Source organism: Methylobrevis pamukkalensis (assembly GCF_001720135.1).
In the GTDB taxonomy this organism is placed as follows: domain Bacteria; phylum Pseudomonadota; class Alphaproteobacteria; order Rhizobiales; family Pleomorphomonadaceae; genus Methylobrevis; species Methylobrevis pamukkalensis.
Genome location: NZ_MCRJ01000083.1, coordinates 1 through 19,986, shown reverse-complemented (window position 1 = coordinate 19,986; position 19,986 = coordinate 1). Strand labels below are relative to the sequence as shown.

Annotated in this window: 18 protein-coding genes, 1 tRNA gene and 2 pseudogenes; 10 read left to right on the top strand and 11 right to left on the bottom strand. The window is 68.7% G+C overall.

Translation table 11 applies throughout. From position 1 onward, the window contains the following. Window positions 1–9 precede the first annotated feature (9 nt). A tRNA-Thr gene (locus A6302_RS13860) sits at window positions 10–84 on the top strand. A gap of 34 nt (window positions 85–118) precedes the next feature. Here the strand turns inward: A6302_RS13860 and A6302_RS13855 are convergent. From A6302_RS13855 to A6302_RS13845, 4 genes are all read right to left on the bottom strand, one after another. Then, a complete protein-coding gene (locus A6302_RS13855) occupies window positions 119–439 on the bottom strand; it encodes a YnfA family protein (RefSeq protein ID WP_069307535.1) in 321 nt (106 codons plus the stop codon). A gap of 183 nt (window positions 440–622) precedes the next feature. Beyond that, the gene (locus tag A6302_RS13850) at window positions 623–1,072 is read right to left on the bottom strand and encodes a DNA polymerase III subunit chi (RefSeq protein WP_069307534.1); all 450 of its coding nucleotides are present in this window, start codon (window positions 1,070–1,072) and stop codon (window positions 623–625) included. 76 nt (window positions 1,073–1,148) lie between these two features. Further along, window positions 1,149–1,316, bottom strand: a complete 168-nt coding sequence (locus A6302_RS23035) for a hypothetical protein (protein WP_169833585.1) — start codon at window positions 1,314–1,316, stop codon at window positions 1,149–1,151. A 13-nt stretch (window positions 1,317–1,329) separates the two neighbouring features. After that, the gene (locus A6302_RS13845) at window positions 1,330–2,826 is read right to left on the bottom strand and encodes a leucyl aminopeptidase (RefSeq protein WP_069307533.1); all 1,497 of its coding nucleotides are present in this window, start codon (window positions 2,824–2,826) and stop codon (window positions 1,330–1,332) included. 230 nt (window positions 2,827–3,056) lie between these two features. Between A6302_RS13845 and A6302_RS26210 the strand changes: the two are divergent. The 9 genes and pseudogenes from A6302_RS26210 to A6302_RS13805 form a co-directional block, all read left to right on the top strand. Beyond that, window positions 3,057–3,407, top strand: a pseudogene (locus A6302_RS26210) (LptF/LptG family permease); the annotation flags it as partial. Then, window positions 3,401–3,997, top strand: a complete 597-nt coding sequence (locus tag A6302_RS26205) for an LptF/LptG family permease (protein ID WP_083255773.1) — start codon at window positions 3,401–3,403, stop codon at window positions 3,995–3,997. The pseudogene A6302_RS26210 and the gene A6302_RS26205, both read left to right, overlap by 7 nt. Next, window positions 3,928–4,233 (top strand): hypothetical protein, encoded by a 306-nt coding sequence (locus tag A6302_RS13835; protein WP_141703768.1) that lies wholly within the window; start codon window positions 3,928–3,930, stop codon window positions 4,231–4,233. The genes A6302_RS26205 and A6302_RS13835 overlap by 70 nt, the downstream gene beginning before the upstream one ends. Further along, window positions 4,230–5,324, top strand: a complete 1,095-nt coding sequence (lptG, locus tag A6302_RS13830) for an LPS export ABC transporter permease LptG (RefSeq protein WP_069307530.1) — start codon at window positions 4,230–4,232, stop codon at window positions 5,322–5,324. Before A6302_RS13835 ends, lptG begins: the two co-directional genes overlap by 4 nt. Continuing rightward, a complete protein-coding gene (locus tag A6302_RS13825) occupies window positions 5,321–7,708 on the top strand; it encodes an LPS-assembly protein LptD (protein WP_083255772.1) in 2,388 nt (795 codons plus the stop codon). The genes lptG and A6302_RS13825 overlap by 4 nt, the downstream gene beginning before the upstream one ends. A 254-nt stretch (window positions 7,709–7,962) precedes the next feature. Then, window positions 7,963–8,916, top strand: a complete 954-nt coding sequence (locus A6302_RS13820) for a SurA N-terminal domain-containing protein (RefSeq protein ID WP_069307529.1) — start codon at window positions 7,963–7,965, stop codon at window positions 8,914–8,916. 60 nt (window positions 8,917–8,976) lie between these two features. After that, window positions 8,977–10,029, top strand: coding sequence for a 4-hydroxythreonine-4-phosphate dehydrogenase PdxA (gene pdxA / locus A6302_RS13815; RefSeq protein WP_069307528.1), 1,053 nt, complete (start codon window positions 8,977–8,979; stop codon window positions 10,027–10,029). After that, a complete protein-coding gene (rsmA, locus tag A6302_RS13810; protein WP_069307527.1) occupies window positions 10,026–10,883 on the top strand; it encodes a 16S rRNA (adenine(1518)-N(6)/adenine(1519)-N(6))-dimethyltransferase RsmA in 858 nt (285 codons plus the stop codon). Before pdxA ends, rsmA begins: the two co-directional genes overlap by 4 nt. 147 nt (window positions 10,884–11,030) lie before the next feature. Next, window positions 11,031–12,704, top strand: coding sequence for a methyl-accepting chemotaxis protein (locus A6302_RS13805; protein ID WP_069307526.1), 1,674 nt, complete (start codon window positions 11,031–11,033; stop codon window positions 12,702–12,704). A gap of 85 nt (window positions 12,705–12,789) precedes the next feature. Here the strand turns inward: A6302_RS13805 and gmk are convergent, their stop codons facing one another. The 7 genes and pseudogenes from gmk to fabD all read right to left on the bottom strand — a co-directional run bounded on the left by gmk (window position 12,790) and on the right by fabD (window position 19,581). Then, a complete protein-coding gene (gene gmk, locus A6302_RS13800; protein ID WP_069307525.1) occupies window positions 12,790–13,458 on the bottom strand; it encodes a guanylate kinase in 669 nt (222 codons plus the stop codon). Between the two features lie 9 nt (window positions 13,459–13,467). Then, entirely contained in the window at window positions 13,468–14,352 is an 885-nt protein-coding gene (locus tag A6302_RS13795; protein ID WP_069307524.1) for a YicC/YloC family endoribonuclease, read from the bottom strand. Window positions 14,353–14,481: 129 nt separating this feature from the next. Next, on the bottom strand, window positions 14,482–15,777 hold the full coding sequence (gene mltG, locus A6302_RS13790; RefSeq protein WP_069307523.1) for an endolytic transglycosylase MltG: 1,296 nt from the start codon (window positions 15,775–15,777) through the stop codon (window positions 14,482–14,484). 254 nt (window positions 15,778–16,031) lie between these two features. Beyond that, a pseudogene (fabF, locus tag A6302_RS13785) lies at window positions 16,032–17,296 on the bottom strand (beta-ketoacyl-ACP synthase II). A gap of 62 nt (window positions 17,297–17,358) precedes the next feature. Beyond that, window positions 17,359–17,595, bottom strand: a complete 237-nt coding sequence (locus tag A6302_RS13780; RefSeq protein ID WP_069307522.1) for an acyl carrier protein — start codon at window positions 17,593–17,595, stop codon at window positions 17,359–17,361. A 275-nt stretch (window positions 17,596–17,870) separates the two neighbouring features. Continuing rightward, entirely contained in the window at window positions 17,871–18,608 is a 738-nt protein-coding gene (gene fabG, locus A6302_RS13775) for a 3-oxoacyl-[acyl-carrier-protein] reductase (protein WP_069307521.1), read from the bottom strand. A 31-nt stretch (window positions 18,609–18,639) separates the two neighbouring features. Continuing rightward, a complete protein-coding gene (fabD, locus tag A6302_RS13770; protein ID WP_069307520.1) occupies window positions 18,640–19,581 on the bottom strand; it encodes an ACP S-malonyltransferase in 942 nt (313 codons plus the stop codon). Window positions 19,582–19,986: the final 405 nt, after the last annotated feature.

The following is a 19,986-nucleotide window of genomic DNA, read 5'->3' as shown; positions in this document are numbered from 1 at the left end:
AGATCCCGCGCCGGCGTAGCACAGCGGTAGTGCAGCGGTTTTGTAAACCGAAGGTCGGGAGTTCGATCCTCTCCGCCGGCACCATTTTCCCAGGCGATACCCGCAATCGACAGCCCGCCTACCTCGGCCCGGCAATAACGATCGCCGCGCCCGCGACGCAGACGGCGCCGCCGATCAGGTCCCAGCGGTCGGGCGAAAAGCCCTCCACCAGTTTCAGCCAGACGATGGAGGCCGCGACGTAGACGCCGCCGTAGGCGGCATAGGCGCGGCCGGCGGCCTCAGTTTCCACGAGGGTCAGCAGCCACGCGAAGGCGACCAGCGAGAGGACGCCGGGGGCGAGCCACAGCAGGGAGCGGCCGCCGCGGAGCACGGCCCAGAAGGCGAAGCAGCCGGCGATTTCGGCGAGGGCGGCGGCGATGTAGACGGCGGCTGTCGGCATGGGGTCTCCGGGATGAGGGGGATCAGGCGCGGCGATGCGAAACCCGGACCAGGTCCATCGGGTGCGGCCACCGTGGAGCCCATGGCACGGGCGGGCAACCGGCACCGCCGACCCACCCGGCGCTTCACGCCTGTTTGACCCAGGACCGGCGCTTGCCGCCCGCTTACCCTCTGACCGGGCGCCTCACGCCTTCTTGTCCCAGCCGCCGCGGTCGTTCTGCTGCCAGTATGTGAGATCGTGGCCGGCGGCCTTCTGGATCTTCCACTGCGCCCGTGCCTCGGCCACCGCCTCGGGGTCGTTGCCGTCGAAGACGAAGACGCCGCGGATGTAGGGGGCAAGGTCCGGCGGCGCGGCCCGGTCGATCAGGAAGCGCACGGCGGCGCCGTTCGGGTTGTCGTCGCCGGTGGTGAGCAACACCGGCTGGTCGGCCGCATAGTCGCCGCCGGCAAGGCCGTGCGGCAGGAAGCTGTCGTCGGCGAAGGTCCAGAGGTGGGTGTCGAGCGCCTCGATCCGCTCGCGCGAGCCGGCCTGCACGACCACCTTCCAGCCGCGCTCCAGCGACCTTGCCAGCAGGACCGGCAACACCGCTTCGAGCGGCTGGCGCTCCAGATGGAAGAACAGGACCTCGGCCACGCGGGCTCCCCGATCAGCGCCCGTCCGCGTGCGGACGGGTCGCGCCCGGCCAGCCAAGGCCGGGCGACGGACATGTTCAGTAACCGACGGCAACGTCGGCGACGAGGATCGCCAGCGTGCAGGCGAGCGTGCCCCACACGAGTTCGCGCCGCGTCGGCCGGCGTCCGCCGACGATGCGGGCGACGGCCGCCACGGCCGCCGCCGACACGAGTCCCGCCAGGGCGAGCTTGATCGCGAAGCGCATCACGGCCGCGCCGTCACTTCTCGCAGGTGTCGCGCACCAGACGGTCGAGCAGCCGCACGCCGAAGCCCGAGCCCCACGAGCGGTTGATCTCGGTGTCGGCCGAGCACATGGCCGTGCCGGCGACGTCGAGATGCGCCCAGGGTGTCTCGCCGACGAAACGCTTGAGGAACTGCGCCGCGGTGATCGACCCGCCGTAGCGCCCGCCCGTGTTCTTCATGTCGGCAAAGCGGCTGTCGATCAGCTTGTCGTAGTCGGGGCCGAGCGGCAGGCGCCACAGCTTCTCGCCGGTTGCCTGCCCCGCCTTGTAGAGGTTGTCGGCAAGTGCGTCGTCGTTGGAGAACAGGCCGGCGTGCTGGGTGCCGAGCGCCACCATCACGGCGCCCGTCAGCGTCGCGAGGTTGATCATGAACGCCGGCTTGAAGGTTTCCTTCGTGTACCAGAGCGCGTCGGCGAGCACGAGCCGGCCCTCCGCGTCGGTGTTGATCACCTCGATGGTCTGGCCGGACATGGAGGTCAGGATGTCGCCCGGGCGGTAGGCATTGCCGTCGGGCATGTTCTCGACGAGGCCGATCACGCCGACGACGTTGACCTTGGCCTTGCGGCCGGCGAGCGCGCGCATCAGGCCGGTGACGGCGGCCGCGCCGCCCATGTCGCCCTTCATGTCCTCCATGCCGGCGGCCGGCTTGATCGAGATGCCGCCGGTGTCGAACACGACGCCCTTGCCGACGAAGGCGATCGGCGCCTCCTTCGACTTGCCGCCGTTCCACGACATCACCGCCATGCGCGCCGGCCGGGCGGAGCCCTGCGCGACCCCGAGCAGCGCGCCCATGCCGAGCTTCTTCATGTCCTTGTCGGTGAGGATCTCCACCTCGACGCCGACCTTCTCCAGATCCGCGGCGATCGCCGCGAACTCGACCGGGCCGAGCACGTTCGGCGCCTCGTTGACGAGGTCGCGGGCGAGTTCCACGCCGGCGGCGACCTCTTCCAGGTCGCCGAAGACCTTCTTGGCCTTCGAATGGTGCTCGGTGGCGATCGCCACCTTCATCTTCGGCGGCGCCTCGTCCTTCTTGACCGTCTTGTGCTTGTCCCAGTCATAGGCGCGCAGGCGCAGGCCGAGGCCGAATTCGGCGGCAAGCGCCACATCGGCCTCCTCGCCGTCCGGCCGCTCGAACAGCACCGTCACCTCGGCGGCCTTCATCTCCTTGAGCTTGCCCATCACCGTGCCGCCGAGCTTCAGCATCGCATCGGCGGTCAGGTCCGCGGCCTTGCCGGTGCCGACCAGCAGCACGCGGTCGAGCGTCAGCCCGCCGGGGGCGACGACGTCGAGCAGCGAGGCGGACTTGCCCTTGAAGGCGGTGGCGGCGACCGCCTTGTCGAGTGCGCCGGACGATCCCTCGAACAGGGCCTTCGCGAGCGGCCCGAGCGCGCCGTCCTCGCCCATGAAGGCGACGGCGATGCCGGTTTCCGGCGTGCCGGCCTTGGTGATCGAGATCGAGGGAGACTGCGCCATGGTGGATTCCTTAATCCTTATCGTTCAAATTGCAGCGATCAAGCTGGTGGCGGCCGGCAGGGAAACCCGGGGTTTCCGCCTGTCTGGCGGTATTCGGTCGTCGGCGCGCTCGCCGAAAAGTGGACTTTCCGAATAGGCTCCGCAAGCCTCTCTTGCGGAACTGCCATCGAAAGGGACAAAAGGTCCGGGAGTTTGCCGGACGGATCGGCGAAGCGGCGAGCAACGGACGAATGCGGCGTATCAGCATCCATCTCTTTTCCCGCACGGTGACGGCCGGCCTCGCGCTGATGGTGGTGCTGACGGCGATCGTCTGGGTGACCCAGGCACTCCGGCGCTTCGACCTCGTCACCGCCAAGGGCCAGGCCCTCATGACCTTCCTCGGCATGACGCTTCTGGCCGTGCCGTTCCTGCTGACGATCGTCACCCCCTTCGCCCTTGCCATCGCCATGGTGATCGTGCTGAACGCGATGCATGCGGACAGCGAGCTGGTCGCGCTCAATGCCGCCGGCGCCTCGCAGCGCCAGACACTGCGTCCCTTCCTGCTGCTCGGCGTCTTCACCGGCCTGTTCGTCGCATGGATCGCGGTGTGGGCCGGCCGACCAGCCTGCAGCTGCTGCGCGACTACACCACCTCCGTGCGCGCCGACATTCTCGCCAACATCGCCCAGCCGGGACGCTTCGTGGAGGTGGACGACAACTTCCTGTTCCACATCCGCAACCGCGCGCCGGACGGATCGATCCAGGGCCTGTTCATCCACGATTCGCGCGATCCGGCGCTGACCTTCACCTACACCGCCGAGCGCGGCCGCTTCATCGAGGCGGTCGGCAAGACACTGATGGTGATGGAGCGCGGCACGATCGAGCGGACGCGGCATCCGGGCGATTCGACCACCTTCGTCGCCTTCGATTCCTACGCCTTCGACCTCACCTCGTTGCAGCCGGTGATCGACGAGGTGCGCTACCAGACCCGCGAACTGACGCTGCAGCAGCTTCTGACCCTGCCGGCCGACGATCCGCGCCGCGTTTCGGAGGCGACCAGATCGCCTCGGAGATCCACACCCGGATCACCTCCGCGCTCTATCCGCCGGCGATGGTGCTGGCCGTGTTCCTGTTCATGGGCTTTCCGCGCACGACCCGCGAAGGCCGCTGGCTGTCGATCTTCGCCGCGCTGATGACGGCCTCGCTGGTGCGCATCGCCGGCTTCGGCGTCGCCGGCATCGCGGCCAACGACATCCGGGCGATCGCCTTCGTCTACGCCGTGCCGCTGACGATGATCGCCGGCTTCGGCCTTGCGATCTTCATCGGCGCCAGTCCGGCCATCGCCCCCGGCATCGACGGAACGCTGCGCGACCTCCTCGCCCGCCTGCCCTTCCGCCGGGCGGATTCCGGTCATACGGGGGCGCCATGATCGGACGCACGCTCTTCGGCTACATCGCCCGCCTGTTCCTGCGCTGGATCGTCGGATTGTTCCTCGGCACCCTGCTGCTGATCTTCCTGATCGACCTGCTCGAACTGCTGCGCTCCGTCTCGTCGCAGGACGGATTCGATCTCGGCACCGTGATGGTGATCTCCGCCTTCCGCGTGCCCTCGATCTCCGAGCAGGTGTTGCCCTTTGCCGTGCTGCTCGGCTCGATGGCGGCACTTCTCACCCTGTCGCGGCGCTCCGAACTTGCCGTCAGCCGCGCCGCCGGCCTGTCGGTCTGGCAGTTCACCGCCCCTGGCATCGCGGTCGCCCTCGCCATCGGCGTCATCGCCACCACCGCCTACAATCCGCTGGCGACGACGCTGAAGGCCGAATCGGACCGCATGGCCGCCTCGGGCGCCGCCGGCCGCATGGGTTCGCTGCTCAGCGACATTTCCAGCGAGACCTGGCTGCGGCAGCACACCGAAGAGGGCGATGCGGTGATCAAGGTGGCCGGCATCGCCGAGGAGGGCCGCGTGCTGGTCCAGCCGGTGATCTGGATGTTCGGCCGCGACGGCATGCTGAAGCAGCGAATCGAGGCGTCGCGGGCAACGCTGGGCGACGGCGTGTTCCAGCTGACCGATGCCCGCGTCCACGAGGTCAGCGGCGAGCCGCGCAGCGCGCCCGAGATGACGCTGCCGACCGCCCTCACCGCCCGGCAGATCAGCCAGCGCCTTGCCTCGCCCAGTGCCGTGTCCTTCTGGCGCCTGCCGGACATGATCGCGCAATCGGCCAATGCCGGCCTTCCGCCGGCCCGTTTCCAGCTGCAATACGACGTGCTGCTGCTGCGGCCGGCGCTGCTTGCGGCGATGGTCCTGATCGCCACCACCGTGTCGCTCGGCATGAGCCGCAAGGGCAATGCCGGCCGGATGATTCTGGGTGGCGTGACGGCAGGCTTCATGCTTTATGTGGTCACGGAAATCTTCGGTGATCTCGGCAGCGAGGGTCTGGTTCCGCCATTGCTGGCGGCCGCGGCACCTGCCTTCATCGCGTTGACCCTCGGTGCCACGGTGCTCTTGTTCCAGGAGGATGGATGAGCCCTTCCATGTTCCTCCTGACGTCCGTGCGCGAGAATTCCGGGCCGGCCTCCCGCCTGCGTCCCCGTTCGTTCCGCAAGCTGCTCGCGACCCTTTCGGTCGCCGCGCTGGTTTCGGTCGCGGGGTCGGTCGTGGCCCCGGCGCAGACGCCGGCCGCCTATCCGCCGTCCGGCACGGCCGAATCGGCCACCGACAAGCAGCGCATGCTGCTTGAAGCCGACACGCTGATCTACGATCTCGACAACGAGAAGGTGTCCGCCGTCGGCTCGGTGGTGATCTACTACGGCGACTATGTGGTCGTGTCCGACCGGGTCGAGGTCGATCGCCGGCAGAAGACGGTCACCGCGATCGGCAGCGTCCGCCTGACCGACCCGACCGGCAATATCGTCACCGCCGAGAAGGTGGACCTTGCCGAGGATCTCAGCGCCGGCATGATCGAATCGCTGGAGGTGATCAGCGAGCAGCGCACCGTCATGCGGGCCCGCAAGGCGACCCGTCACGACGACGACGTCACCGTGTTCGACGACGCCGAATACGAGGCCTGCGTCGACTGCGACGGGGTGAAGGGCGGCAAGCCGATCTGGACGATCAAGTCCAAGCAGATCATCCACAAGCAGGGCGAGCGGACGGTGACCTTCCGGCAGGCGACGCTGGAGTTCGCCGGCGTGCCGATCGCCTGGGTCCCGCATCTCAGCCAGCCCGACCCGACGGTCAAGCGCAAGACCGGCTTCCTCATTCCGGGCCCGGTCTACGACCAGAGCCTCGGCTTCGGCCTGACGGTTCCCTATTTCTGGGCGCTGGCACCGGACATGGACATCACCTTCCGCCCGGCGGCCTATTCCAAGCAGGGCTTCCTGGCGGACGCCGAATGGCGGCATCGCCTCGACACCGGCTACTACACGCTGCGCGCGGCCGGCATCAAGCAGGCCAATCCGGGCGAATTCTCCGGCACCACCGGCGACACCGACTGGCGCGGCGCGCTGTTCTCGACCGGCCGCTTTGCGATCAACGAGCGCTGGAACTGGGGCTGGAACGTCACGGTCGCCTCCGACCGGTCGTTCCTCGGCGACTACGACCTGCCCGGCTCCAGCAACGACGCGGCGATCTCCGACGTGTTCCTGCGCGGCTTCGGCGAGCGCAATTCCTTCGACGCGCATCTCTACGGCATCTTCGTGCAGCAGGAGGACGACACCTCGACCGGCCTGCCGCAGGACGTCGACCTGCAGTCGAAACAGCCCTTCGTCCATCCGGTGATCGACTATGCCGGGATCGTGGACCGGCCCGTCTTCGGCGGACAGGTGTCCTACACCAGCAACCTCACCAGCCTGACGCGCCAGAAGGACGACATCTTCTCCTTCGACGGTGGCACCGAGGAACGTTTCAGGGGCGTCGGCGGCACGTTCACCCGCGCCAGCGTCGAGGTGATGTGGAAGCGGCAGATGATCGACCAGATCGGCCAGGTGTTCACGCCCTTCGTCGGCGTCTCGGGCGACGCCTATTTCCTCGACACCTGGGACGACAGCACGGCGGATCTTGCCAACGAGCATGTGCTCGGCCAGGTGATGCCGATGGCGGGCATCGAATACGCCTATCCGATCATGGCGTCGGGCGCGCTCGGCACGACGGTGGTCACGCCGATGGCGCAGCTGATCGTCCGTCCCGACGAAAACCTCGTCGGCGACGTGCCCAACGAGGATTCGCAGAGCCTCGTCTTCGACGAGACGTCGCTGTTCGACATCAACAAGTTCTCGGGCTTCGACCGGTCCGAGGGCGGCACGCGGCTCAATGTCGGCTTCCGGCAGACGACCAATCTTGCGGTCGGCGGTTCGCTCACGACGGTGTTCGGCCAGTCCTATCATCTGGCCGGCGAAAACTCCTACGCCGAGGACACGATCTACGGCACCGGCCTCGACTCCGGTCTCGAGAGCGACAGCTCGGACTTCGTCGCCGGTCTGGTGCTGAACACCGACAACGGCCTTCTGTTCGGCACCCGCGCCCGTTTCGACGACGCCAGCTTCGAGGTCCGCCGCGCCGAGGCGCAGCTGCTCGGCCTGATGGGCCCGATCACCACCTCGCTGACCTACGCCTATCTCGACGAGCAGCCCGATCTCGGCATCGAGGAGCGGTCGGAGATCCAGGGCGCGGCCAACCTGCGTCTGTCGCGCAAGTGGCGCCTGTTCGGAACGACGCGCTACGACACGGTCAACGAGGATTTCGTGCAGTCGGCGGTGGGCATCGGCTACGACGAGGAGGCCTTCTCGGCGTCGATCTCCTATTCGGAAGACAGCACCAGCTCGTCGGACACGATCGACCGCACGGTGTTCCTGCGTCTCGGCTTCCGCACGCTGGGCGACATCTCGTCGAGTTCCGACCTCGACGACTGACGCCGCGGCCGCACGCACGGCCCCGCCGCGACGACGCGGCGGAGCGTCGTGAACAATCTTTTGCCATATGCCCCTTCTACTTGCTAATAGACGTGACGGTCGCGGATCGACCGGCGGCCGGCGGGGTGTATCCGGCGGGTCGGCGGCTCTGCTGATGCGACGGCGGATCGCAGGCCGGTCCGCCCGACGCGGACATCGGGCCAGACCCGGCGCCTCCGCCCACCCAGAACGGACCAACGGCGGTTTTGCGAAACATGGCTCTGCTCCCCCTCCTCCGCTCCTTCCTGCGTCCGGCTGTCGTGGCCATGGCCGCCCTTGCCGGCATGGCCGCCCTCGCGGGCAGCGCGCAGGCCGACAGCTCGGTCAAGATCGTCGTCAACGACGTTCCGATCACCAGCTACCAGATCGCCCAGCGCGCGCGCCTGCTCGTGATCTCCCAGCGCAAGAGCGAGGCGGCCGCCCGCAAGGAAGCAACCGACGAACTCGTCACCGACGCCCTGCGGCTGCAGGCCGCCAAGCGGATGGGCGTCAACGTCCCGGATGCCGATGTCGACCGGGCGCTGGGCGAGATCGCCTCCCGCAGCAAGCTCAGCTCGGCGCAGTTCGCCCAGGCCCTGAGCCAGGCCGGGCTCAACATCGCGACCCTGCGCGATCGCATCCGCGCGCAGATGATCTGGGGGCGGATCGTCCGTGGTCAGCTGCAGCGCAAGGCCAAGACCCAGCAGAACGACCTCATCGCCCAGATGCGTGCGGACGAGCAGAAGGACACCGGCGCCACGGCCGAGGACTACATCCTCCAGCGGGTGATCTTCACCCTCAAGAAGGGTGCCGACAATGCGCTGATCACCCGGCGCAAGCAGGAAGCCGAGCAGCTTCGGCTGCGGTTCACCGGCTGCGACACGGGCCTTGCGGCCGCGCGCGGCCTGCGCGAGGTGGCGGTGCTCAACGTCGGCCGTCGCCTGGCCGGCGAATTGCCGCAGAATGTGGCCGGCCTCGTCAAGGAAACGGCTGTCGGCCGCCTGACCGCGCCGGTGGTGACCCCGGAGGGTGTCGAACTCTACGCCGTCTGCGGCAAGGAGACCGTCAAGGGCGAGAGCGCCGTTCTCGCCGGCGGCCTCGACGCCGAGGCGCTGAATGCCCAGGGCCAGCAGATCTCGGCGGAACTGACCCGCCAGCTCCGCCAGAGCGCCAACATCGTCTACAAGTGAGCCCGACAGGCTGAACGACCGGCGGGCGGTCTCGTCCGCGGCAAGGCGCAGGGAACGGCGATGGACGGCACGACACGCCGCGGCGGGGCGCAGACCGCCCTTGCGATGACGATCGGCGAACCGGCCGGCGTCGGCGCCGAGATTGCCGCCATGGCATGGCGGCAGGCCGAAGGTGGCAACATCCCGCCCTTCTATCTCCTTGCCGATTCCGCCTTCGTCCGGAGCCGTCTCGAGCTGGCCGGTCTCGACGTTCCCGTCATTGATGCGACTGCCGAGACCTGCCTTGCCCGGTTCGGCGCGGGGCTTCCCGTTGTCGATGTCGGCCATGCCCTTGCCGACGCGCCGGGCCGTCCGTCGTCGGCGGATGCGCATGGCGTCGTCGCGTCGATCGAACTGGCCGTCGCCGATGTCGCGGCCGGCCGGGCCGGCGGTGTCGTGACGCTGCCGATCCAGAAGGCGACGCTCTACGACGCCGGCTTCCGTCATCCCGGCCACACCGAGTTTCTCGGCGAGCTTGCCGCCCGCCACTGGCCGGGACGACCCGCGACGCCGGTGATGATGCTGGCCGGCCCGGAACTTCGCACCGTGCCTGTCACCGTGCACATTCCCGTCTCCGAGGTGCCACGCCGCCTGACGGCCGATCTCCTCGTCGAGACCGGCCGGATCGTCGCCGCCGACCTGCGGACCCGCTTCGGCATCGCCACGCCGCGCCTTGCCGTCGCCGGGCTCAACCCGCATGCGGGCGAGAACGGGTCGATGGGGCGCGAGGACCTCGACGTGATCGTTCCGGCGATCGCCCGGCTGGTTGCCGAAGGCATCGCGGCCACGGGGCCATGGCCGGCCGACACGCTGTTCCACCCGCGCGCGCGCACCGGCTATGACGCGGTGCTGGCCATGTATCACGACCAGGCGCTGATCCCGGTGAAGACGATCGCCTTCGACGAGACGGTGAACGTAACCCTCGGCCTGCCCTTCGTGCGCACCTCGCCCGACCACGGCACCGCGCTGGACATTGCCGGCACCGGCACCGCGCGGCCGGACAGCCTGATCGCCGCGCTCAGGATGGCCGCGGGCATGACCGCGGACATCGTCGCCGGGGACCACATGCGTTGAGCGCGATCGACGACCTGCCACCCTTGTCCGACGTGGTGCGCACCCATGGCCTGTCGGCGCAGAAGTCGCTCGGCCAGAACTTCCTGTTCGACCTCAACCTCACCTCGCGGATCGCCCGCACGGCCGGGTCGCTGACCGACACGACGGTCGTCGAGGTCGGTCCCGGTCCCGGCGGCCTCACCCGCGCCCTGCTGGCCAACGGCGCGCGCAAGGTGATCGCCATCGAGCGCGACCGCCGCTGCCTGCCGGCGCTGGCCGAGATCGCCGAGCGCTATCCCGGCCGGCTCGAGGTGATCGAGGGCGACGCGCTGGCGATCGACATCGGCGCCATCGCCGAAGGTCCGATCCGCATCATCGCCAACCTGCCCTACAACATCGGCACGCAGCTTCTGATCGGCTGGCTGTCGGCCGATCCCTGGCCGCCGTGGTGGCAGTCGCTGACGCTGATGTTCCAGAAGGAGGTCGCCCAGCGGATCGTCGCGACCGAGAGCGACGACGCCTATGGCCGGCTCGGCGTGATGGCGGGCTGGCGGACGCAGGCGACGATGATGTTCGACATCTCGCCGAAGGCCTTCGTGCCACCGCCGAAGATCACCTCGTCGGTGGTGCATCTCGTGCCCCGGGCGACGCCCCTGCCCTGCCGCCTCGCGGCGCTGGAGACGGTGACGGCCGCCGCCTTCGGGCAGCGCCGCAAGATGCTGCGCCAGAGCCTCAAGAGCCTCGGGCGCGACTCCCTCGCCCTGCTGGAAGCCGCCAGCATCGACCCGACGGTGCGGGCGGAGACTGTGCCGGTCGCCGGCTTCGTGGCCCTCGCCAATGCCTTCGACGCGGGAGCCGGTGTTTCCGACACCTGACTGGCGGCGGACAGCCGGCTTCACCGTCGCTCACGATGAATTTCTGCTTGACAGCACCCGTCGATTTACCGGACCGAAAGTAAAACGCCCCTAACACTGCCGAGCGGCCACAGACGTGGCGCCGTCAGGGGTTTCGGGAGCATTCACATGAAGGTTCAGGGCAAGATCTTGTCCGTTGTCGCGGTCCTCGGACTTGCGGTCGTCGCCACCGGGGCGATCGGCGTGCAGTCGCTGCGCTCGCTCGACGGACAGATGAACCGGCTGGATGCGCTCGCCCAGCAGGCCTACTTCGCCGAGAAGGTCAACGGCGCGATCACCGCGGTGAACGCCTCCAACCGCGGCATCACCTCGGCGCGCAATGCCGAGGAGACCGCGGATTATCTCGGCGAGACGAAGAAGACCCTCGCCGCGCTCGAGACCGCGGTCGCCGAGTGGCGCCAGGTCGTCGCCCCCGAAGACATGCCGCTGTTCGAGACGCTGGCGCGCGACGCCAAGGCCTATGCGGATCTGCGCCTCGAACTGGCCGAGTATGGTGCGGCCGAAGGCGCCGCCGCCGGCATGGCCCGCCTCAAGGAACCGAGCGTGCGGGCCAACCGCCAGGCACTGCAGAAGAGCCTGACCGAGAACATCGACAAGGTACGCGGCGCGCTCGACCCGCTGCGCGCCGAAAAGGACGCCAACAACCGGGCAGCCCTGATGACGCTGCTGGCTTCGGCCCTGCTGGCGCTGCTCGCCGGCGTCGGCATCGCGATCTGGATCGGCACGGTGAAGATGGCCCGGCCGATGACCCGCGTCACCTCGGCGCTGAAGAGCATGGCCGACGGCAACCTGCAGGTCGCGACCGAGCCCCGGCCGGGCAGCGACGAGATCGGCGACCTGTGGCGCACCACCGAACGCTTCCGCACCGCCCTTGCCGAAGCCGAGCGGATCAAGTCCGAGCAGCAGGCGACCGAAGCGGCCCGCGCCGAACAGCGCCGCCGGATGATGCACGAGGTCGCGGCCGATTTCGAACGCGCCGTCGGCGGCATCGTCCAGAACGTTTCCACCGCCGCCACCCAGCTGGAAATGTCCGCCCGCGAGATGGCGACCAACGCCGAGAACACCTCCGGCCAGCTCGTCACCGTGGCGAGCGCCTCCGAGGAAGCCTCGGCCAACGTCCAGACCGTCGCCTCCGCCGCCGAGGAACTCAGCGCGTCGGTGGCCGAGATCAGCCGCCAGGTCTCCGAATCGGCGCGCATCGCCACATCGGCCGAGGCGAATGCACAGGAAACCTCCTCCAAGGTGGCGCGCCTGTCGGTGGCCGCGACCCGCATCGGCGACATCGTCGGCCTGATCACCACGATCGCCGAGCAGACCAACCTCCTCGCCCTCAACGCCACGATCGAGGCGGCCCGGGCGGGCGACGCCGGCCGCGGCTTTGCCGTCGTGGCGCAGGAGGTGAAGAATCTCGCGACCCAGACCAGCAAGGCGACCAACGAGATCGCGGGGCAGATCGCCGAGATCCAGACCTCGACGTCCGATTCCGCCTCCTCGATCGAGGCGATCAGCAACGTCATCCAGGAGCTGAACGGCATCGCCACCACGATCGCCGGCGCCGTGCGCGAGCAGGGTTCAGCGACCCAGGAGATCGCCCGCAACGTGCAGGAGGCCTCGCACGGCACCTCGCAGGTGACCGAGAGCATCGAGACCGTCAGCCGTGCCGCCGGCGCCTCCAGCGCCGCCTCGGCGCAGGTGCTGGCTGCGGCCCGCGAGTTGTCGCGCCAGAGCGATGCGCTCAGCGGCGAGGTGGCGAAGGTCCTCTCCACGATCCGCGCCGCCTGAGGGTCGCGACCTCATCGAATCAAAAGGCCCGGCGCCGTGACGCACCGGGCCTTTTTCATTTGAAGGACCGACGGGACGATGTCCCTCAGGCGAGAAGACGTTCGATGAAATCGCTGACCGACCCGGCGATGCGGTCCCGCTTCAGGCGTTCGGCGCGCAGGATCGCCTTCAGGTCGGCGAAGGCGCCGTCGAGATCGTCGTTGATCACCACATAGTCGAAGCGCGGCCACTCCTGCACCTCCGACCGGGCGTTGAACAGCCGGCGCTCGATGGCGTCCTCCGGGTCCTCGGCGCGGCGATGCAGGCGCGAGCGCAGCTCGGCCATGGTCGGCGGCAGGATGAAGATCGCCGCCACATCCTCGGCCATCCGCTCGCGGATCTGCGCCGCGCCCTGCCAGTCGACGTCGAACAGGACGTCGCGCCCCTCCGCGAGGGCCCTTTCGACGGACGCCCGCGGCGTGCCGTAGAAGTTGCCGTGTACCTCGGCCCATTCCAGCAGTTCGCCGTTCTCGGCCATGGCCCGGAAATGGCTCTTCTCGATGAAATGATAGTGGATGCCGTCGACCTCGCTCGGCCGGCGGCCGCGGGTGGTGACGGAGATCGACAGTTCGATCTCCTTGTCGCTGTCGAGCAGCAGGCGCGACAGGGTGCCCTTCCCCGCCCCGGAGGGCGAGGAGATCACCATCATCACGCCGCGCCGGGCGAGACGTTCATGGCCGGTGCGGGACGGGGCAGTCGAGGCGGGCGTCGACATGTCGGAGGCTCACTCGATGTTCTGCACCTGCTCCTTGAACTGGTCGACGACGGCCTTCAGCGAAAGGCCGATGGTCGTCAGCCGGCTGTCGTTCGACTTGGAGCAGAGCGTGTTGGTTTCGCGGTTGAATTCCTGGGCGAGAAAGTCGAGCCGGCGTCCGGCCGGCTCGCCCGAGGCCAGCAGGCTTCTGGCCTGCGCCACATGGGCGGTGAGCCGGTCGAGCTCCTCGCGGATGTCGGCCTTGGCGGCCAGCAGCATCGCTTCCTGGTGAAGGCGCTGCGGATCGAGATCGCTGCGGCCGAAGAGGGTTGCGATCTGGTCGGCGATCCTTGCGCCGATCGCCTCGGCGCTGCGGGCGGGACAAGCCTCGGCCGCGGCGGCCAGCGCGGCGACCTCGTCGACCTGACGGCCGACGATGGCGCCGAGCGCACGCCCCTCCTCCGCCCGTGCCGCCACCAGCGCCTCGAGAACCTCGTCGAAGGCGGTAAGAACAGCAGCGTCGAGCGCCGCGCGCTCCTCCATCACCTCCTCCGAGGCGACGGGCTCGACGACGCCCTTCACCGCCAGCAGGCCGGCGATCGACGCGGGCGCAAGGCCGGGCACCTCGGCATAGTCACGGGCGGTGGCGACCAGCAGGTCGAGCAGCGGCCGGTTGACGGTGTAGCCGCTCCGGGCCACCGCGCGTTCGGCCGAGAGCGCGACCTGGACCGAGCCACGACCGAGCCGCGCCTGCGCCCTTGTGCGGGCCACCTGCTCGACGGCCTCGAAGCCGGGCGGCGTGCGAAAGCGCAGGTCGAGGCCGCGCCCGTTCACCGAGCGGATCTCCCAGGCAAAGCGCAGATCGCCATGGCTGCCGTCGCGGCGGGCAAAGCCCGTCATGCTCATCACTGTCATCGTGCCGGATGATCCTCGTCGTCGCAGCGACGCGCGATCCTGTCGCGCCGCACAGCAATCCGGGATTCCGGAAGGCGTTTCAATGCAGATCTCGGTCGACCTGGCAGAAAAGCGCGCCGTTGCGTCCGGTCAGGGCTTTTCCGGCGGCAGAACGGGGAGCGAGGGATCGCGCGGAGGCATGCCGTCGAGGAGGTCGATCGTCCCATCGCTCGCCCCGTCGGTCGGGGCAGTCCCGGCCGCTGCCGGCGGCTCGCCGTCGGTGGTCTCGGACACGAGTTCCGGCTCGGCCGCGTCGACCTGGGCGGCGGCCGTCCGCTCCATCCGGCGCAGCCGGGCCACATGACGGTTGTGCTCGGCCAGCGTTGCGGAGAAGGCGTGGCCGCCGGTGCCGTCGGCGACGAAATAGAACTCGTTGGTGTTCGACGGCCCCGCGACGGCTTCGAGCGCCGCCCGGCCCGGATTGGCGATCGGTCCCGGCGGGAGTCCCGGGATCTGGTAGGTGTTGTAGGGGGTCGCCTGGGTGATCTCGCTGCGGCGGATCGGGCGGCCGAGCGTCCCCTGGCCGCCGACGAGTCCGTAGATGATCGTCGGATCGGACTGCAGCCGCATGCCCTTGCGCAGGCGGTTGACGAAGACGGCGGCGACGCGCGGCCGCTCGTCGGCCTTGCCGGTCTCCTTCTCGACGATGGAGGCGAGCGTGACCAGTTCCTCGGGCGTCGTCACCGGGATGTCCGGCCGGCGCCGCGCCCAGACGTCCTTGAGAACGCGGTCATGCTCGCGCCGCATGCGGTCCAGCAGCGTGGCACGCTGGGCGCCGCGCGTGAACATGTAGGTTTCCGGCAGCAGCGTGCCTTCGGCCGGGATGTCGGTGACGGTGCCCGACAGCAGCGGTTCGGCGTTGAGGCGATCGACGATCTGCTGGCTGGTCAGGCCCTCGGGCACGGTAAAGGAATGGAGGATCGCCTTGCCGGACACGAGGAGGTTCATCACCTCGTACATGCTGGCGCCGGCAGGGACGGCATATTCGCCCGCCTTCAGCCGACCTGCGGTGCGATAGGCCCGCACGCCCCAGACGAAGACCTGCGGCTGCTCGATCACGCCCTCGGTGGCAAGAGTGGTGGCGATCTCGTCGACGCCGGAGTTGGCGCGGATGATCACGGTCTTCTCGGCCGCCAGCGGTCCCGGCTCGGTGAAGGCAAGCTTGCCCCAGTAGAGCACCGCGCCGGCGCCCAGCACCAGCAGCACCACGAGCATCATCAGGCCATTGAGGACGACCACGACGGGATTGCGGACATGACGGGAACGCGGCGGCTGGGGCGCAGGCTCGGGCGCGAGCGCCTCGCGCGGGCTCTTGGGATTGATCCGGTTGGCGGATTCATCCTCGGGGCCGCCGTTCTTCGCCGGCTTTTCCGTATTCTCGTCCATTCCTGCTCCCGCCTCTCGGCCCTGTCGGCGGATCTTCGGCTTCACGGCGGGCTTCGTCCACCGCGAAATGCAAAGACCGCCCGTTCCGGATCGCGCCGGCCCTCGCCGCCCGTGCGGCTGATGTCCGGGTCCGGACCCTCCGTGACATGGAGAACCCGGCCCGCTGTGCAGGGGCGATTCCTGCCCGCGCCGCGGGACTGTTGCGGCACTTCATGGCGAAACGACGAAACGGCCGTGTGGTTCAGATCACGGCGTCAGGCAGCATACCTGCGGAACACCAGGGAGGCATTGGTGCCACCGAAGCCGAAGCTGTTCGACAGGGCGACATTCACCTGCTTCCTGCGCGCCACGTTGGGCACGAGGTCGATGGGGGTCTCGACCGACGGATTGGCGAGATTGATCGTCGGCGGCACGATGCCGTCGCGGATCGTCAGCACGGAGAAGATCGCCTCGACGGCACCGGCCGCGCCGAGCAGATGCCCGACCGCCGATTTGGTCGACGACATCGAGATCCGCGCCGCTGCATTACCGACGAGCCGCTGCACCGCACCGAGTTCGATCTCGTCGCCGAGCGGGGTCGAGGTGCCGTGGGCGTTGATGTAGTCGATCTCGTCCGGCGAGACGCCGGCGCGGGCCAGCGCCGCCTTCATGCAGCGGTAGGCGCCGTCGCCGTCCTCGGCGGGGGCGGTGATGTGGTGGGCGTCGCCCGACATGCCGTAGCCGATGACTTCGGCATAGATCTTCGCGCCGCGCGCAGAGCATGCTCGAGTTCCTCGAGCACGACGACGCCGGCGCCCTCGCCCATGACAAAGCCGTCGCGGTCGCGATCATAGGGGCGCGAGCCTTCGGTCGGGCGGTCGTTGAAACCGGTCGACAGGGCGCGGCAGGCCGAGAAACCGGCGACCGAGATGCGGCACACCGGCGATTCCGCGCCGCCGGCGACCATGACGTCGGCATCGCCGAGCATGATCAGACGCGAGGCATCGCCGATCGCGTGCGAGCCGGTCGAGCAGGCCGTCACGACGGAATGGTTGGGGCCGCGCAGGCCGTGACGAATCGAGACATGCCCTGAGGCCAGATTGATCAGGCGGCCGGGAATGAAGAACGGGCTGATGCGGCGGGGGCCCTTGTCGCGCAGGACATAGGCCGCATCGACGATGCCGCCGAGGCCGCCGATGCCGGATCCGATCATGACACCGGAGCGGATCTGCTCGTCATAGGTTTCAGGATGCCAGCCGGCGTCATCAAGCGCCTGTTGGGCAGCCGCGACAGCGAAGACGATGAAGTCGTCGACCTTGCGCTGTTCCTTGGGTTCCATGAAGCGATCGGCGTCGAACGTGCCGTCGCTGCCGTCACCGCGAGGAACGGTGCAGGCGATCTGGCAGGGCAGATCATCGACCTCGAAGGTGGAGATCCGGCTTGCACCGCTGCGCCCTTCAAGAATCCGCTGCCATGTCGTGTCCACGTCGGCGCCAAGCGGGGACACCATCCCGAGCCCGGTAATGACGACTCGTCTCATCATTCTTCCACTTCGACGGAGTGATCGTGCCGGACGGCGGAGGACGCGTCCGGCCACGAAAATCAGGCCGTCGCCTTGGTGAGGTAGTTCACAGCGTCGCCGACCGTCTGGATGGTGTCGGCCGCATCGTCCGGGATCTCGCAACCGAACTCTTCCTCGAAGGCCATCACCAGCTCGACCGTGTCGAGCGAATCCGCGCCGAGATCCTCGATGAAGCTAGCCTCCATCGTCACCTTCTCGGGGTCTGCTCCGAGATTGTCGATGACGATCTTCTTAACGCGCTCAGCGATGTCGCTCATATTCTGAAGTCCTTCGTTCGAAAGTCCGTGCTGGGTCTGTAGCCGAATTCAAGGGGGAATCCGGTGTGTCGTCGCGCGGCCGCACCTTATCGAGCCTCGTTTCCCTCCGAAGAAATGCAACCTTTATTTCGGAGATACAAGCTGCCCCGGCCGATACGCCGACGATTCCTGATATTGTCGGCGGCTAGGTAACACACTTCGCCACCCTTTGCCAGCAGGACGGGCACGCCCGCAAGCCATTGCCCGAGCCTGTCCGGCAACCGCCGATCCGTCAATCAAAACATGGCCATGCCGCCGTTGACATGCAGCGTCTGACCGGTGACGTAGGCGGCCTCGCGGCTGGCGAGATAGACGGCCGCGGCCGCGATCTCGTCGGCGGTGCCGAGCCGTCCGGCCGGCACCTGCGCCAGCGTGGCGTCCTTCTGCTTCTCGTTGAGAACGTCCGTCATCGCCGTCTCGATGAAGCCGGGCGCGATGGTGTTGACCGTGATCGAGCGGCTCGCCACTTCCTGCGCGAGCGCCTTGGTCATGCCGATCATGCCGGCCTTGGCGGCGGCATAGTTGGCCTGACCGGCGTTGCCGGTGACGCCCACGATCGAGGTGATGCCGATGATGCGGCCGAAGCGGCGCTTCATCATGCCGCGCACGGCGGCGCGCGACAGGCGGAAGCCGGAGGTGAGATCGACCTCGATCACCTGGTCCCAGTCCTCGTCCTTCATGCGCATGAACAGGCCGTCGCGGGTGATGCCCGCGTTGTTGACCAGGATGTCGAGCCCGTCCATCGCGGTCTCGGCCGCCGGCACCAGGCCGTCGACCGCCGCGCGGTCGGCGAGATTGCAGGGCACGATGTGGACGCGCTCGCCGAGGTCGGCCGCAAGGCCTTCCAGCGCCGCCGCGCGCGTTCCAGACAGGGTGACGATGGCGCCGCGGGCATGCAGGCCGCGGGCGATGGCGCCGCCGATGCCGCCGGTCGCGCCGGTCACGAGGGCCTTGAGGCCGGTAAGGTCGAACATGTGTTGCTCCTCGTGGGCGCCGCGCGCCGTGTCAGAGGCCGATGAGGGTCCTGGCGGCCGCGATGTCTTCGGGGGCCGAGACGTGGCCGACCGCCGCATCCTTGGCGGTCCGCTTGACGAGGCCGGACAGGACCTTGCCCGCACCGACCTCCAGATAGGTGGTGACGCCCTGCCCCGCGAGCCAGCCGATCGACTCGCGCCAGCGCACGGTGCCGGTGACCTGCTCGACAAGCCGGCGGCGAATCTCGTCCGGATCGGTGATCGGCGCAGCCAGCACGTTGCTCACCACCGGCACCACCGGGGTGCTGATGGTCACGTCGGCGAGCGCCTCGGCCATGCGGTCGGCCGCAGGCTGCATCAGCGCGCAATGGAACGGGGCGGACACGGGGAGGATCACCGCGCGCCGGACGCCGCGGCCCTTGGCGATCCCGATCGCCCGCTCCACGGCAACCCGGTGGCCGGAGATCACGACCTGGCCCGGCTGGTTGTCGTTGGCGGCGGCGCAGACGTCGTCGCCCGCCGCCTCGGCGGCAATCGCGACCACGTCGTCGAAGTCCAGGCCGAGCAGCGCGGCCATGGCGCCTTCGCCGACCGGAACCGCAGCCTGCATCGCGTCGCCGCGAATGCGCAGCAGGCGGGCCGCATCGGCGATGCCGAGCGCACCGGCGGCGGCCAGCGCCGAATATTCGCCGAGCGAATGGCCGGCGACATAGGAGGCCGTCGAGGCCAGATCGACGCCTTCGCTCTCCAGCGCGCGCAGCGCGGCGATCGACACGGCCATCAGCGCCGGCTGGGTGTTGGAGGTGAGGGTCAGCGCCTCGTCCGGCCCCTCCCACATGATCGTGGAGAGCTTCTGGCCGAGCACGTCGTCGACCTCGTCGAACACCGCGCGCGCCGCCGGATAGACCTCGGCGAGCGACTGGCCCATGCCCACGGTCTGGCTGCCCTGTCCGGGAAACACGAATGCGCGCATCTCTTCTTCTCTTCTTGTCGTCCGCGCGGGAAAACCCGAGCCGCAAATCCTGCGGGATCCCTTGAAAGCCGGTCCCTGTCCGCGCGCTCTTCGCGTGCGCGCCGCCGCTTGTCAAGGCGCAGTGCCGCAATGCCCCTGCGCGTCGCCCTTATGTCCGGCGGGATTGGCCGATCACTGAGCCTTGCGAGGCACCGACCGGGACAGGCCGCTATTTCCCGTACCAAGGTTGCCTTTTGCCGGCTTTCCGCCTATAAGCCCGCCGTCGCGTATGACGTGACGCCCGGCCGGGGGCTGAACGGAAGGTCGCCGATGCGTCGTCGCCGCCATGAGCGGTGCCGACAGGCGGCAGGGTCTCCCCAGAGACCCGTCTTCCCGTGTTCCCGCTCTCGATTCGCACCGACTTCA